13 protein-coding genes are annotated in these 14,890 nt (G+C 71.1%); 5 read left to right on the plus strand and 8 right to left on the minus strand.

Annotated features, from left to right (window positions below):
* Positions 1-22 precede the first annotated feature (22 nt).
* From B7K26_RS02910 to B7K26_RS02940, 7 genes are all read right to left on the minus strand, one after another.
* Entirely contained in the window at positions 23-529 is a 507-nt protein-coding gene (locus B7K26_RS02910) for a gluconokinase (protein ID WP_084077162.1), read from the minus strand.
* A gap of 20 nt (positions 530-549) precedes the next feature.
* On the minus strand, positions 550-1,548 hold the full coding sequence (locus tag B7K26_RS02915; protein ID WP_084077163.1) for an ABC transporter permease: 999 nt from the start codon (positions 1,546-1,548) through the stop codon (positions 550-552).
* Position 1,549: 1 nt separating this feature from the next.
* Positions 1,550-2,533 (minus strand): ABC transporter permease, encoded by a 984-nt coding sequence (locus B7K26_RS02920; protein WP_234998666.1) that lies wholly within the window; start codon positions 2,531-2,533, stop codon positions 1,550-1,552.
* The gene (locus B7K26_RS02925) at positions 2,530-3,348 is read right to left on the minus strand and encodes an ABC transporter ATP-binding protein (protein ID WP_084077164.1); all 819 of its coding nucleotides are present in this window, start codon (positions 3,346-3,348) and stop codon (positions 2,530-2,532) included. Before B7K26_RS02925 ends, B7K26_RS02920 begins: the two co-directional genes overlap by 4 nt.
* Positions 3,345-4,217 (minus strand): ABC transporter ATP-binding protein, encoded by an 873-nt coding sequence (locus B7K26_RS02930; protein ID WP_234998667.1) that lies wholly within the window; start codon positions 4,215-4,217, stop codon positions 3,345-3,347. The genes B7K26_RS02925 and B7K26_RS02930 overlap by 4 nt, the downstream gene beginning before the upstream one ends.
* A gap of 70 nt (positions 4,218-4,287) precedes the next feature.
* A complete protein-coding gene (locus tag B7K26_RS02935; protein ID WP_084077166.1) occupies positions 4,288-5,985 on the minus strand; it encodes an ABC transporter substrate-binding protein in 1,698 nt (565 codons plus the stop codon).
* 93 nt (positions 5,986-6,078) lie between these two features.
* Positions 6,079-8,532, minus strand: coding sequence for a glycoside hydrolase family 3 protein (locus B7K26_RS02940; protein ID WP_200810933.1), 2,454 nt, complete (start codon positions 8,530-8,532; stop codon positions 6,079-6,081).
* A 215-nt stretch (positions 8,533-8,747) separates the two neighbouring features.
* On the opposite strand from B7K26_RS02940, the gene B7K26_RS02945 reads away from it, so the two are divergent.
* Positions 8,748-9,383, plus strand: coding sequence for a TetR/AcrR family transcriptional regulator (locus tag B7K26_RS02945; RefSeq protein WP_084077167.1), 636 nt, complete (start codon positions 8,748-8,750; stop codon positions 9,381-9,383).
* Positions 9,384-9,589: 206 nt separating this feature from the next.
* Positions 9,590-11,185, plus strand: coding sequence for a DEAD/DEAH box helicase (locus B7K26_RS02950; RefSeq protein ID WP_234998668.1), 1,596 nt, complete (start codon positions 9,590-9,592; stop codon positions 11,183-11,185).
* A gap of 93 nt (positions 11,186-11,278) precedes the next feature.
* Here the strand turns inward: B7K26_RS02950 and B7K26_RS02955 are convergent, their stop codons facing one another.
* Positions 11,279-12,103: a PHP domain-containing protein gene (locus B7K26_RS02955; RefSeq protein ID WP_084077168.1), complete on the minus strand. Its 825-nt coding sequence runs from the start codon at positions 12,101-12,103 to the stop codon at positions 11,279-11,281.
* A gap of 68 nt (positions 12,104-12,171) precedes the next feature.
* Here B7K26_RS02955 and B7K26_RS02960 point away from each other — a divergent pair, with 68 nt between their 5' ends.
* From B7K26_RS02960 to B7K26_RS02965, 3 genes are all read left to right on the plus strand, one after another.
* Entirely contained in the window at positions 12,172-13,542 is a 1,371-nt protein-coding gene (locus B7K26_RS02960; protein ID WP_234998669.1) for an aminopeptidase P family protein, read from the plus strand.
* 139 nt (positions 13,543-13,681) lie between these two features.
* Positions 13,682-13,849, plus strand: a complete 168-nt coding sequence (locus tag B7K26_RS12920) for a hypothetical protein (protein ID WP_159449589.1) — start codon at positions 13,682-13,684, stop codon at positions 13,847-13,849.
* 53 nt (positions 13,850-13,902) lie between these two features.
* Positions 13,903-14,883 (plus strand): LLM class flavin-dependent oxidoreductase, encoded by a 981-nt coding sequence (locus tag B7K26_RS02965; RefSeq protein WP_084077170.1) that lies wholly within the window; start codon positions 13,903-13,905, stop codon positions 14,881-14,883.
* Positions 14,884-14,890 lie beyond the last annotated feature (7 nt).

Genomic DNA, 14,890 nt, shown 5'->3' on the forward strand with positions numbered 1-14,890 from the left:
TCGCTGAGCCGCGCGGCAGGGCCTACCGCCGCGCGGACTCCACGATCGACCGCGCCACGAGCGCGGCGCCCGCGGGGTCGTAATTCTCGACCCTGACCTCTCCCCCCACCTCGTCCGCCTCGAGCGGCTCGAGCGTGGAGTACTGGGAGTCCAGCAGTCCCGCGCCGGCGAAGTGTCCATCGCGCTTGGCACGCAGGCGCACCCGGGGCTCGAGCACGCTCTGCGGCGCGGCGAGGTGGACGAAGACGACGTCCTCGCCGGCGATGTCCCTAATGCAGTCGCGGTAGACGCGGCGCAGCGCCGAGCAGGCGATGACGCCGCGCTCGGTCCCCTCGAGCCACTCCCCCACGCGGGCGAGCCACGGCCACCTGTCGTCGTCGGTGAGAGGAACCCCGGCTGCCATCTGCGCCACAGCATCGGCCGAGTGAAGGTCGTCGGCATCCATGAACTCGGCCTTCACCGCATCGGCCAGGCGCATGCCCACCGTCGTCTTGCCGCACCCGGTGACACCCATGACCACTACTCGCATGGGTGCCACCGTAGCGGCGCTCACTCGTCGGTGGGAGCCGTCCGCACGGCGGTGACGCCGGAGGACGCGGACAGCCCCTTCTTACGCATCGCCCTGGCACGCTCGCCGGCGGAACGCAGTCGTGGGTTCACGTACTCGTCGATGCCGAAGTTGATGAGCGACAGCGCCATGCCCAGCAGGGCGATGCAGACGCCGGCGGGGATGTACCACCACCAGTAATCGGGGAAGGCGCCGTTCTGCTGCGCCCAGAACAGGATGGTTCCCCAGTTGAGGTTGGTGATGGGGATCACGCCGATGAACGCCAGCGTGGTGAGGCCCAGGACGGCTGCCGTCACGGTGCCCACGAAGCTCGAGGCGATGATGGCGGTGAGGTTGGGAAGCATCTCCACGGCGATGATGCGGTGCAGGCGCTCGCCGTTGGCCTTGGCTGCCTGGACGAAGTCGCGGTGGCGCAGCGACATGGTCTGCGCGCGCAGCACGCGCGCTCCCCATGCCCAGCCGGTGATCGCGATGACAGCGGAGATCAGCACGATCGACGGGTCCTCGTACTGCGAGGCCACGATGATGATGAGCGGCAGGCCGGGGATGACCAGGAACACGTTGGTGAGAGCGGACAGCGACTCGGACTTCCAGCCGGACACGTACCCGGCTGTGACGCCGATGATGACGGCCACCAGCGTGGCAAGCACGCCAGCGACGAGGCCCACGATGAGGACGCCGCGCGTGCCGTAGACGATCTGACTGAAGACGTCCTCGCCCATGTGGGTGGTGCCCAGCCAGTGCTGGGCGGACGGCCCCTGACGCAGCGCCTGGAAGTCCTTCTCGAGCGGGTCGTACGGCGCGATCCAGTCGGCGAACACCGCGAGGATCACGAAGAAGCCCACGATGATGAGGCCCGCGATGGACTTGCCGTTGCGGAACATCGCGAACGAGGCGCTCACGCGGCTCGCCATGGTGGGGCGCTTGGGCTCGGTGGGGAGGGCGCCGTCGGACGCCTCGGGAATGGAGGTGAAGGTCATGTCAGGACTCCATCTGCCGGGTGCGGGGATCGAGGACGGCGTAGGCGACGTCCGCGAGGATGTTCGCGACGAGCACCGCCAGGGTGATCACGAGGAACAGGCCCTGCATGAGCGGGTAGTCCTTCGCATTCGTCGCGTCGAGCAGGAGCTTGCCGAGGCCCGGATAGGAGAACACCATCTCCATGACGAGCGTGCCGCCCACGATGAAGCCCAGCGACAGAGCGAAGGACTGCAGCTGCGGAAGGACGGCGTTGCGCGAGGCGTACTGGGTGAGGACGCGGCGCTGGCGCAGGCCCTTGGCCTGGGCGACGGTGACGTAGTCCTCGTCGAGGACCGTCACCATCATGTTGCGCATGCCGAGGATCCAGCCGCCGAGCGAGGACACGATGATGGTCAGCGCCGGCAGGGTGCCGTGGGCGATGACCTCGCCGATGAAGTCCCACGACCAGGCGGGCACCGAGCCCTTGTCGTAGGCGTGCGAGGCGGGCAGCCAGCCGAGCGTGGTCGAGAACAGCGCGATCACCACGAGCGCCATCCAGAAGTACGGCACCGTCGAGAAGAAGGTGGCGAACGGCACCACGTAGTCGGCGCGGGAGCCGCGCCGCCAGCCCACGATGGAACCCAGCGTCGTCCCCAGCAGGAAGCTGATAATGGTGGCGAGCCCCACGAGCCCCACCGTCCACGGGATGGCCGACGCGATGACCTCTGACACCGGCGCGAGGCCGTTGGAGAAGGACACCCCCAGGTCGCCGCGCAGGAGCTGACCCCAGTAGTCGACGTACTGCTGCCACAGCGACGCGTCGGAGTCGAGTCCGAACAGCGTGCGCAGCGAGTCGATCGCCTCGGGGCTGACCTTTCCCTGGTTCTTCTGCAGGTAGGCGGTGACGGGGTCGCCCTTCAGCATGCGCGGAAGGAAGAAGTTGATGGTGATCGCCGCCCAGGCGGTGAACAGGTAGAACGCCAGGCGGCGCAGGAGGAATCTCACGACGCATCGCTCCTCGTGGTCGCCTCGCCGGCGGGGCCGGCGAAGTGCTTGTCGGGGTCGGGCGACGCGTCGCGCAGCGCCCTCGTGTACTCGTGTTGGGGGTTCAGGATCACGTCGTCGGCAGGGCCGCGCTCCACCACGACGCCGTGGTGAAGCACCATGATCTCGTCGGAGAAGTGCCGCGCGGTGGCGAGGTCGTGGGTGATGTAGAGGACGCCGAGGTTCGACTCGCGCTGCAGGTCGGCAAGCAGGTTGAGCACCCCCAAACGGATCGACACGTCGAGCATCGACACCGGCTCGTCCGCGATGAGCAGCTCGGGACGCGACGCGAGAGCACGCGCGATGGCGACGCGCTGGCGCTGGCCTCCCGAGAGTTCGTGGGGGCGCCGGTCGATAGTGGCGTCTGCATCGAGCCGCACGCGCGTCAGCAGCGACCGCACCTCGTCCTCGATCTTGTCCTTGGGCACCACCTTGTCGAGCGCGAGGGGACGCGCGAGGTGGTGACGGATGGTGTGATACGGATTCAGCGATGCGAAGGGGTCCTGGAAGACCATCCTCACGCGCTGGCGGTAGCGGCGCAGGCCGGGGCCGCGGTGCGGGATGGGCTGGCCGTCCAGCAGCACCTCGCCGCTGGTCGCGCGCTCGAGCTGGGTGAGGATCTTCGCGATGGTCGATTTTCCCGAGCCGGACTGGCCCACGAGGGCGATGGTCTGGCCGGACGTGAGGGTGAAGCTCACGTCGTCCAGCGCGAGCATGTCGCCCGAGCCGCGCACGTGATAGCGCTTGGTGACGCCCTTGAACTCCAGGGTGGTCATGAGGCGTCCTCCTCGGGAGTGGCCGATGCTGGGGCCTCGGCGCCGCGCACAAAGTCGCCGCGCTCGCCGGTGAGGCTCGGGAAGGAGCCGAGTAGGCGCTTGGTATAGGCGTGCTGGGGGTCGCGGTACAGGCTCTCCGCCGCGCCGATCTCGACAATCTGCCCGTCCTTCATGACGGCGATGCGGTCGGAGATCTCCAGCAGCAGCGGGAGGTCATGGGTGATGAAGATGACGGAGAAGCCCAGCTCGTGACGTAGCGCGCTGATCTGCTGCAGGATCTCCCGCTGGACCAGCACGTCGAGCGCGGTCGTGGGCTCGTCCATGATCATCAGTTGCGGGCGCAGCGCCATGGCCATCGCGATCATGACGCGCTGACGCATGCCGCCAGAGAGCTCGTGGGGGTACGAGCGCAACCTGTCGCGCCCGACGCCGACCACGTCGAGCAGTCGGCCGCACTCGTCGCGCCGCTCCGCCTTCGACATTCCTGGCCGATGCGTGGTGAACACGTCGTCGAGCTGGCGGCCGATGGCGAGGACGGGGTTGAGCGCGTTCATGGCGCCCTGGAAGACCATCGAGACCTTGTCCCAGCGGAAGGCCCTCATCTGATCCTCGTCGAGGGCGTTGACCTCGACGTCGTCGCCGTCGGCGTCGTGGAAGACGACGGAACCCGAGGTGATGACAGCGGGCGGCTTCAACAGCCGCTGGACGCCGTAGGCGAGGGTGGTCTTGCCGCAGCCGGACTCGCCCGCGAGGCCGAGGATCTCGCCGCGGGCGAGCTCGAGCGACACGTCACGGACGGCCTCGACGGGCGGCTCCACGTCGTACACGACGCTGAACCGCTCGATGGTGAGCAGGGGGTCGGGGGTCACTCGGGTCTCCCAGTGTGAAGCGGGCGGTGGGGCCGGGTGCCATCCCCGGCCCCACCGCATCGGGCGTCTGTCAGCTCGCGGGCGTCAGGCTCGTGAGGATCTTGACGGTGGTGGGCTGGGTGGGGTCGGCGTTGACGTAGGGGTCCTCGTCCGACGGCCATCCCACGTAGTTGCGGGTGTTGAACTCGCTGATGAAGGGGCGGGTACCCACGGGGATCGCGGGCACGTCCTCGACGAAGATCTGCTGGACCGTCTCAAGGGCGGCGGCGCGAGAGTCGTCGTCGGTGGCCGTGGCGTAGGCGTTGAGAGCCTCGGTCGCCTCGGGGTTGTCGTAGCGGCCGAAGTTGTAGTTCGCGGCCTCCCCGATCGGCATCAGCCAGCGGCCATCCATGATGTTGCTGTAGATGTCGTACGGCGTCGCTCCCGTGTCGGTCCAGTTGAGGACCGCCTGGAAGTCACCGTTGGAGCGGTCGGCCCACCAGGTGTCGACGTCGGGCGTGGCCACGGTGGCCTCGACGCCGAGCGCCGCGACCTCGTCAGCGATGAGCGAGATGCCGGTGACGTAGTCGTTCCAGCCCTGCGGCACCTGGATGGTGAACGTGACAGCCTCGCCGTCGGGGTTCATGAGGGTCTCGCCCTCCCAGGTGTAGCCGGCGTCCTCGAGGACGGCCTTGGCGCCGTCGACGTCGACCGTGTAGTTCACGCCCTGGTATTCGTCGTTGATGAACGGGTCACCGGCGGGGGTCGGAAGGCCGGTGACCGAGGTCAGCTCCGGCACGCCACCCTCGCGGGCGATCGCCTGGTGCTGGGTGCGGTCCACCACCATGTTGACGGCCTGGCGGAAGGCGACGTCGTCGAACGGCGCCGTGGTCGTGTTGACGAACATGGTGTCGATGCCGAGTCCCGCGGGAGCCCAGTAGACGTTGTTCTCGTCCTTGTCGAGGTACGCGGACTGGACGTTGGGGATGAACGCCTGCGCCCAGTCGGCATCGCCGTTCGCGAGCGCCGTCGTGAGCGCGGTGTTGTCGTTGTACGACACGTAGAACAGGGTCGGCACGGCAAGCTCGCCGCCCCAGTAGTCGTCGCGAGCGTCGAGCTGCACCGACTGCGACGTGAACTGGGTGAGCGTGTACGGGCCGGTGCCGACGGGGTCCATGTTGGTCTCCGCGGTGGGGTCGGCGACGCCCTCCCAGATGTGCTTCGGCACGATGAGCTTGTGCAGCACCTTGTCCTGCTTCACGTACATCGGCGCCTGGAACGTCAGCGTGACGGCATCACCGTCGACGGCCACCGAGTCCAGGCCGATGGCGGCGGCGTCGAGCTCCGGGTGGTCGATGAACAGCTGGAACGTGAAGGCGATGTCCTCGACGGTGAAGGGCTCGCCGTCGGACCAGGTCACGCCGTCCTTGGCGGTCAGCGTGAGCTGGGTGTAGTCGTCGGACCACTCGATGGTGTCGGCCAGCCACGGCTCCACGTCCGCCGTGGGGTCCACCAGGTTGACGATCGCGAGGGGCTCGTACAGCGCGTTGATGTAGCCCAGCTTGAGGGCCGACGAGTCGCCGATCCAGGGGTTGTTGGACTCCGTGGTGATCGCGCCGTCGGGCTTGGCGATGGTGAGCGCCGCCGTGCCCTGGGTCGCGGTGGCGTCGCCGCCGTTCGACCCGCTCGTGCTCGGGTCGGTCTCGGGGTTGTCATTGCCGCTGCACGCGGTGAGCGTCAGCGCGGTGGCCATGCTGAGCGCCACGATCGAGGACTTCCTCATCCTCATGTCTTCCTCCTTGAAGAACGGACCGGCGGGGCCGATGCCGTGGGTGGGTGACTCACCGGCGGTGAGTCGTGCTGGCTGAACCTCGTGGTCGGGTCAGGGCGCCTCGCCGAGGGGTACGCAGACCACCCCTCGGATATCTCGCACCGACCGTCCCGTGTGCAGGCGGTAGTCGCCCTTCGGCAGGACCCATGCGTCCTGCCGCACATCCCATGTCTCGAGCGCCCGGCGCGGGATCCGCACCGTGACGCTCGCCTCGTCGCCCGGCGCGACGGTGGCGGCGGCGTGACCGCCGAGCCAGCGCACCGGACGGTCGTGCTCGCTCGCGGGGGCCTCGACGTAGGCCTGGACCACCTCGCGCCCTGCCCTGTCGCCCACGTTGCGCACCGTGACGTCGACCTCGACACCCGCGGCAGTGACGCGTGCCTCACCCGTCGTGTGCTCCCACCGGGTCCAGCCCATGCCGTGACCGAAGGGCGCGGCGGGCGCGGCGCCCGACCGCTCCCAGCCGCGGTACCCCACGTGCACGCCGTCGGCGTAGTCGACGATCCCGGCGACCGGCACCGCGTGGGGGACGGGGACGTCGGCCTCGCTCGCGGGAAGCGTCCAGGGCAGGCGCCCGGCGGGCTCGGCGGCGCCGGCGAGGACGTCGGCGAGCGCGTGACCCGCCTCCTGGCCGGGGAACCAGGCCCACAGCACCGTGCTTGCCTCGTCGAGCCACGGCAACAGCACCGGAGCGCCGGCGTTGACGACGATCACGGCGTCGGGCACCTCCGCCAGCACGCGGCTCACCAGCTCGTCCTGGCGGCCGGGGAGGGCCAGCGTGACGCGGTCCCATCCCTCTGACTCGCACTCCTCGTTGGTGCCGACCACCACGACGGCGAGGTCGGCGGCTCGGGCGGCGGCCACCGCATCGGCGATCTCCTGCTCGTCGCTGCGGCGCGGGAGGGCGTGGCGGATCTCGGCACGCACCATGCGGCCGTAGCCGGCGGCGTCGATCACCTGATGGCGGCTCGAGACGACGACGGAGCGCGCGGCGTCGACGCTTACCTCGACGGGCACCCCGACGGGGGTGTTGACGGACGAGTCGAGCACGCAGTCCACGCCCACGCGGCGCGTGCCAGTGGAGGCCACGGCTCCGTCGATGGTGGTCTGGTGGATGCCCACCGTGCCCACGGAGAGGCGGTGGACGCCGGGCTCGGTCAGCACGACCTCGGCGGTCAGCACCACCTCGACGGCCGTCTCGGGGATGTCGCGCGCCCAGCCGTCGTAGGCGCTCATGACGTCCTCGCGGACCGTGACGCCGTCGGGATCAAGCCACGCCGCGGCGAGGCCCGCCGGGACACGGTCGAGGTCGAGCCGCGGGGAGAACTCGCGCGGGTCGCCGCCGCGCTCGGAGACGATGCTCGCCTCCGGCCAGCGCGCCGCGAGGCCCTCGTGAGGGGTGACGACGTGCTCGGGGTGGACGGTCGAGGAGCCGCCGCCGAGGACGTGGGGGCGCTCGGCGTTGGCACCGATGAGGGCGATGGTGGAGGGGGCGGGGCGGTCCCACGGGGCGCCAGACTCGGGGGCGCGCAGCACCACGGTCCCGGCGGCCGCGGCGCGGCGAGCGAGGCCCGCGAGGTCGCGCTCGACGATGGGGCGCGGAGCCTCGTCGAAGGCTCCCACGCGGCGACCGAGCAGCAGGATGCGCGCCACCTTGTCGTCGACCTCGGCCTCGGCCACCCGACCCCCGCGCACCGCGGCGAGGAGCCCCTCGGCCCACGGGCCCCCCGGCCCCGGCATCACGAGGTCGAGGCCGCCGGTCGCCGCCTCGACGGCGCGGCGCGTGGCCTCCCAGTCGGACACCAGCACGCCGTCGAAGCCGAGCTCGCCCTTGACGACGTCCACGTTGAGGTGCCGGTGCTCGGTCATGGGCGAGGTCTCCACGCCGTCGTCGACGCCGTTGTAGGCGGCCATCAGCGACCACACCCCGGCCTCGATCGCCGCGGCGAAGGGGGCGAGGTACACCTCGCGCAGCGCCTGCGCGCCCACGCGGGACACCATCGACGTGCGCTCGGTCTCCGAGTCGTTCGCCACGTAGTGCTTCATGCACGCCGCGACGCCGCTGCCCTGGATGCCGCCCACGAGCGCCGCGCCGATGTCGGCGGTCAGCCAGGGGTCCTCGGAGAAGCATTCGAAGTGGCGCCCTCCCACCGGGGTGCGCTGGATGTTGACCTGCGGCGCGAGCACCACGTCGACGCCGTGCGCCCTGGCCTCCTGCGCGAAGGCCTCCCCCACCTCGCGGGCGAGGTCGAGGTCCCAGGCGGCGGCGATGCCCGATGGTGTGGGCAGCAGGATCGACGTCTCGCCCTCGGTCTCGCCGAGCCCGCGCACGCCAACGGGGCCGTCGGAGAAGGTCAGGGACCGCATGCCGAGCTCGGGGAGGGCGATCAGGCGCCACATCGTCGCGCCGGTCAGCAGCTCGACCTTGCGCTCGAGCGGCAGGCGCTCGGCTAGCGCGCGGCAGCCCTCGAGCGTGGCGCTCGTGGGCTCGGACGTCGTCGTCACGGGTGGCTCCTCGTCGTCGGGGAACGGGACCTGGCGGTCTCGATGAGCAGTAACTTACAATGCAGTCAGTAAGTAGCAACACCGGGACGGGCATCGATACCGTTTCGTGACCTGGGCGCAACGCGGGGCCCCTCCGCGCGGCGCCGCCCTAGACTCGGCCCCTGTGGCACGCGGCACCCGCCGCGCACCCAAGGACCACCGCGACGAGGACCACGATGGCGACCACCAGACGACAGCTCCCCCCGCGACCGGAGACGGCCGCACGGCGCCGGGAGATCCTCGCCGCCGCCCTCGAGATCTTCGGCGCGAAGGGCTACAACAACGGGCCCCTCGCCGAGATCGCCGAGCAGGTGGGGATGACCCACGCGGGGATCCTTCACCACTTTGGCTCCAAGGACCGGCTGCTGGTCGAGGTGCTGCGCTACCGCGACGAGTCCGACGTCGAGGGAATCGAGGGACAGCACATCCCCGGCGGCACGGAGTTGTTCCGCCACCTCATCCGCACCGCCTTCGCCAACGAGGAGCGCCCCGGCATCGTCCAGGCCTACGCGGTGCTGTCCGCGGAGTCCGTCACCGACTCCAACCCCGGCCGCGAATACTTCGAGGACCGCTACCGCGTGCTGCGCGGCGAGGTGGCGGAGGCGTTCCGCGCCATGTGCGCCGAGCGCGGCGTCGACGACCCCGCTCACGTCGAGCGCGCCGCCACGTCGGTGCTCGCCGTCATGGACGGCCTGCAGGTGCAGTGGCTGCTCGACCCCACCCAGGTGGAGCTGGCCGCCACGAGCGCGTTCGCGATCGAGGCGATCGCGCTCCAGGCCCTCGACCCGCGCCCCTCGCCCTTCGACGCCTAAACCGGCCACCGCATCGGCCTCCGAGAGGGTCCTGGCCCGTTCGGGGGCGTACGCGTAGACTGGGGCGCGACCCGGGGCTGACCGGTCGTCATGTGAAGCGCGGCGCCGCTGCAGACAGCGAAGGCCGTATGCGTTGGATGGTTCGCGATCGGCTGCCCGCCGATTCCGCGCGACCCCTCGCGCACGCACTCCCGATTGAGGAACACATGACAGACACGCATGCCAGCGTGCATACCCCCGACCAGACCTTCGCCGACTTCGCCGTCAACCCCCTGATCGTCGAGGCGCTGTCCGACTCCGGCATCGTCGCGCCCTTCCCGATCCAGGCGATGACGCTTCCCGTCGCGCTCGGTGGCCACGACATCATCGGCCAGGCCAAGACCGGTACGGGCAAGACGCTCGGCTTCGGCGTCCCCGCCCTGCACCGGACCGTCTCCCCCGGCGAGCCCGGCTGGGACGACCTCGCGGAGCCCGGCAAGCCGCAGGCGCTGATCGTCGCCCCCACGCGTGAGCTCGCCGTCCAGGTGGCGGGCGACCTCGAGACCGCCTCGAAGAAGCGCTCGACGCGCATCGTCCAGATCTACGGTGGCCGCGCCTACGAGCCCCAGATCGAGGCGCTCCAGCGCGGCGCCGAGGTGGTGGTCGGCACCCCCGGCCGCATGATCGACCTGCTCAACCAGGGCCACCTCGACCTGCGCTTCATCAAGACAGTGGTGCTCGACGAGGCCGACGAGATGCTCGACCTCGGCTTCCTCCCCGACGTCGAGCGCCTGCTCGCCGCCACTCCCGCCTCGCGCCACACCATGCTGTTCTCGGCCACCATGCCGGGCGCGGTCGTCGCCCTCGCGCGCCGCTACATGACGCAGCCCACCCACATCCGCGCCGCGGACCCTGATGACGATGGCGCCACCGTCAAGGCCATCAAGCAGGTCGTCTACCGCGCCCACGCGCTGGACAAGATCGAGGTCCTCGCCCGCATCCTGCAGGCCAACGGCCGTGGCCGCACCGTCGTGTTCGCGCGCACCAAGCGCACCGCCGCGAAGGTCTCGGATGAGCTGCGCGACCGCGGCTTCGCCGCCGGCGCCATCCACGGCGACCTGGGCCAGGGAGCCCGCGAGCAGGCGCTGCGCGCGTTCCGCCACTCGAAGATCGACGTGCTCGTCGCGACCGACGTCGCGGCGCGCGGCATCGACGTCGAGGACGTCACCCACGTGGTCAACTACCAGTGCCCCGAGGACGAGAAGACGTACCTGCACCGCATTGGCCGCACGGGCCGCGCGGGCAAGACCGGTACCGCCATCACGTTCGTCGACTGGGACGACGTCCCCCGCTGGTCGCTCATCAACAAGGCGCTCGACCTCGGGTTCCCTGAGCCCGTCGAGACCTACTCGTCGTCCGCGCACCTGTACACCGACCTCGAGATCCCCGAGGGCACCAAGGGCCGCCTCCCGCGCGACAAGCGCACGCTCGAGGGGCTCGAGGGAGAGGCTCTCGAGGACCTTGGCGAGACCGGCAAGAAGCCGTCCGGCGGCGGGCGCGGGGGTCGCGACGGCGGCCGCGGCGAGCGCTCCGGTGGCCGTGGCGGCCGCGACGGTGGACGCGGCGGCCAGGGCGGCAACCGTCGTCGCTCCGGCGGCTCGGGCCAGGGCTCGTCCGAGGGCGGCTCCGGCGAGCGTCAGCCCCGCGCCGAAGGCGCGGCGGCGGACGGCGAGGCCAAGCCGCGTCGCAACCGCAACCGTCGTCGTCGCCGCTCCGGCGGCCAGGGCGGCGCGGGTCAGGCGGCTCCGGCTCAGGAGTCGTAGGCCCTCACCTCACGCGTGAAGGCAGCGGGTGGCATCTCGGCGACGAGATGCCACCCGCTGTCGTTTCCGGGAGGCGGCCGATGCCGCCGGCGCCTACCGCTGTCGCGCCGCTTCGAGCGCGGCGAAGGCCGCCGGGCTGGTGAGGTTCTCCCCCAACCGGTTGCGCTTGCCCGTGCCGTGATAGTCGCTCGCACCGGTGCGCACGAGCCCCAGCCCGTCCGCGAGCGCGCCGAGCCTGCCGCGCTGCGCGTCGTCGTGGTCGCGGTGGTCCACCTCGACCCCCACGAGGCCCGCGTGCGCCATCTCGGCGACCACCGCATCGCCCACCACCCGTCCCCGCGCTGTCGCGCCGGGGTGGGCGAAGACGGTGACGCCGCCGGCGCGGCGCATTGTCGCGACGGCCGCCGTGACCTCGGGCGCAAAGTGGGGAACGTAATACCGAGACCCGGGAGCGAGGATGCGGTCGAAGGCCGCGTCCCTGGTGGGGACGACTCCCAGGTCGACAAGCGCATCGGCGATATGGGGCCGCCCCACCGTCGCGGCGCCGGCGCGATCGGCGACCGCACCCCAGGTCAGGGGGAAGTCCGCCGCCAGCACGTCGACGATGGCCCTGGCACGGTGCACGCGCGCCTCGCGGGTGAGCGCGAGCATGTCGCGCACGTCGGCATCGGCGCGGTCGTGCCAGTAGCTGAGCAGGTGGATGGAGATCCCCCGGTGCTTGCAGGACACCTCGATGCCTGGCACAAACCGGACGCCCACGGCATCGGCCTCGGCGGAGGCCTCCTCCCATCCCAGGATCGAGTCGTGATCCGTGAGGGCCACCACATCGAGGCCGGCCTCCGCCGCCTCCCGCATCACCTGCGCGGGCGTCCCCGTGCCGTCCGAGACGGTCGAGTGGGTGTGCAGATCGATACGCATCCCGCCAGCCTACGGCGGCGCCCCGAGGGCGGACGCTGGTCCCGCACCCGCCGTGCGACGATAGGCGGGTGAGCGACGAGACCACCGACAAGACCAACAAGGCGCGCGCCCTGCGCCCCGACAACGACGAATTCAAGGCCTGGATCGGCTCCCAGTGGGCCGAGCCCGAGGACCTGGAGACCACCGCTGCCGCGTCAGCGCCCTTCGCCGCCGAGCGCCGCGCGCGACTGTCGGCTCAGTTCCCCGGCAAGCGCATCGTCGCCCCCGCCGGCGACCTCAAGGTGCGCTCGAACGACACCGACTACCGCTTCTCCCCCGACCGCGACTTCGCGTACCTCACGGGCCTCGGCACGGACCGCGAGCCCGGCGCAGTGCTCGTCATGGAGCCCACGGCGGACGGCCACGAGGCGACCCTGTTCCTCGAGCCCCCGGCCGGCAAGGACGACGACGGCTTCTACACCGACCCGCGCACCGGAGAGTTCTGGATCGGCCGCCGCCCCGGCCTCGAGGAGTTCGCGGCGCTGACCGGCATCGCGACGGCGCCGCTGGCCGACCTTCCCGGCGGCATCGACCTCGCCAAGCACCCCAAGAAGAAGGTCCGCGCGGCCCTTCACCAGATGCGCCTGGTGAAGGACGAGTGGGAGGTGCAGCAGCTGCGCGACGCCGTGGACGCGACGATCGCGGGCTTCGAGCGCGTGGTGGGAGAGCTCCCTCGCGCGGTCGAGCACAAGCGCGGCGAGCGCGTCATCGAGGCCACCTTCGACGGCCACGCGCGCGAGGAGGGCAACGCGGTGGGCTACGAGACCATCGCCGCCGCCGGCGACCACGCCACCACGCTGCACTGGATCACCAACCACGGCCAGGTTCGCTCTGGCGACCTGCTGCTGCTGGACGCCGGCGTGGAGGTCGAGTCGCTGTACACGGCCGACATCACCCGCACCATGCCCATCAACGGCGAGTACTCCCCCGCCCAGCGCAAGGTCTACGACGTGGTCCTCGAGGCCGCCGACGCCGCCTTCGCCGTCGCCCGTCCCGGCGCGACGCTGCGCGACGTGCACGAGGCAGCGATGGACGTCATCGAGGCCCGCCTTACCGAGTGGGGAATCGTGCCCGAGGCCGAGGCGGAGGAGTCCAAGCTGTTCCGCCGCTGGATGGTGCACTCGACGTCGCACCACCTGGGACTCGACGTCCACGACTGCGCCGCCGCCAAGCGCGACACGTACATGGACGGCCCGCTGGAGCCCGGCATGGTGTTCACCATCGAGCCCGGCCTGTACTTCAAGGCCGACGACCTCGCGGTGCCCGCCGAGTTGCGCGGCATCGGCGTGCGCATCGAGGACGACGTGCTGGTGACCGAGGAGGGCGTCGAGAACCTCTCGTCGGCCCTGCCGCGCGACCCCGACGCCATCGAGGCGTGGATGGTCAAGCACTCGCGCTGAGCCGTCTGAGTGGCCGATGCAGGGGCCGGGTTCCGTACGGAACCCGGCCCTTTCTCCTGGTACGGCCGGGACCTGAGGCCCAGGGTCGGCCGCGAACCGCGACGTAGCGTGGAGGGAACCCCGGACCCGAGGAGACCCCATGCCTGCCACCACGCCTATTGAGCACGCCCCCACCACCACGGCGCGCGTGGAAGCGGAGCCGCTGTCGCGCGGCGCGGCGATCGGCGCGGCCCTGGCGGGCACCGGCATCGCGGCGGGCATCCTGCTGATCGCGGGCAGCCACGCGGTCCTCGCCGTCCTGTCCTGAGCATTCGCCTGCGCCGCCGGGCATGATCCCGGGCGCGGGTACGTTGGTCAGTCGTGACCGTTCGACTCTCCGTCCTTGACCTCGCCCCCATCGCCGCGCACGAGACCGCCTCGCAGGCACTCGCCCACTCCGTCGACCTGGCCCGCACCGCCGAGCGCTCCGGGTATGAGCGCGTCTGGTACGCCGAGCACCACAACATGCCGACCATCGCGTCGTCGGCCACCTCGGTGCTCATCGCTCACGTGGCCGCCCACACCGAGACCATCCACCTCGGGGCCGGCGGCGTCATGCTCCCCAACCACTCGCCGTTGACCATCGCCGAGCAGTTCGGCACCCTCGCCGCCCTCCACCCGGGGCGCATCGACCTCGGCCTGGGCCGCGCCCCCGGCGGCGACCGCGCCATGCTGGTGGCGCTTCGGCGCGAGCCGTCCGCTTCCGACGCGTTCCCCCAGGACGTCCTCGAGCTGCAGGCGTTCCTCGGCGACGACTCCCGCATCCACGGCGTGGAGGCCACCCCCGGCAAGGGCTCCCACGTGCCGCTGTACATCCTCGGCTCGTCGCTGTTCGGCGCCAGGCTCGCGGCGCAGCTGGGGCTTCCGTACGCGTTCGCGTCCCACTTTGCGCCCGCCGCGCTCGAGCAGGCGCTCGCCGTGTACCGGGGCGAGTTCCAGCCGTCGGAGCAGCTTGCCGAGCCCTACGCGATCGTGGGGGCCAACGTGTTCGCCGCCGCCACCACCGACGAGGCCGCCGAGCAGTTCGCTGCCGCTCGCCGCTCGCGCGTGCGCATGATGATGCAGCGCACGCCCTCGGCCCCCACCTACTCGGACGCCGAGATCGACGCCTACCTCGCCTCGCCGCAGGGCTCCCAGCTCGCCGACATGATGCGCTGCACCGCCGTCGGCACGGGCGCCGAGACGCGCGCCTGGCTCGAGGAGTTCGGCTCGGCGCTCGGCGCTGACGAGGTCATCACCGCGCACGGCGCCCTATCTCCCGCCGCCCGCATCGCGTCGGTCGAGCTCACCGCGGCCGGCTGACGCGTCG

The sequence above is a fragment of the Demequina sp. NBRC 110057 genome (assembly GCF_002090175.1).
Classification (GTDB): domain Bacteria; phylum Actinomycetota; class Actinomycetes; order Actinomycetales; family Demequinaceae; genus Demequina.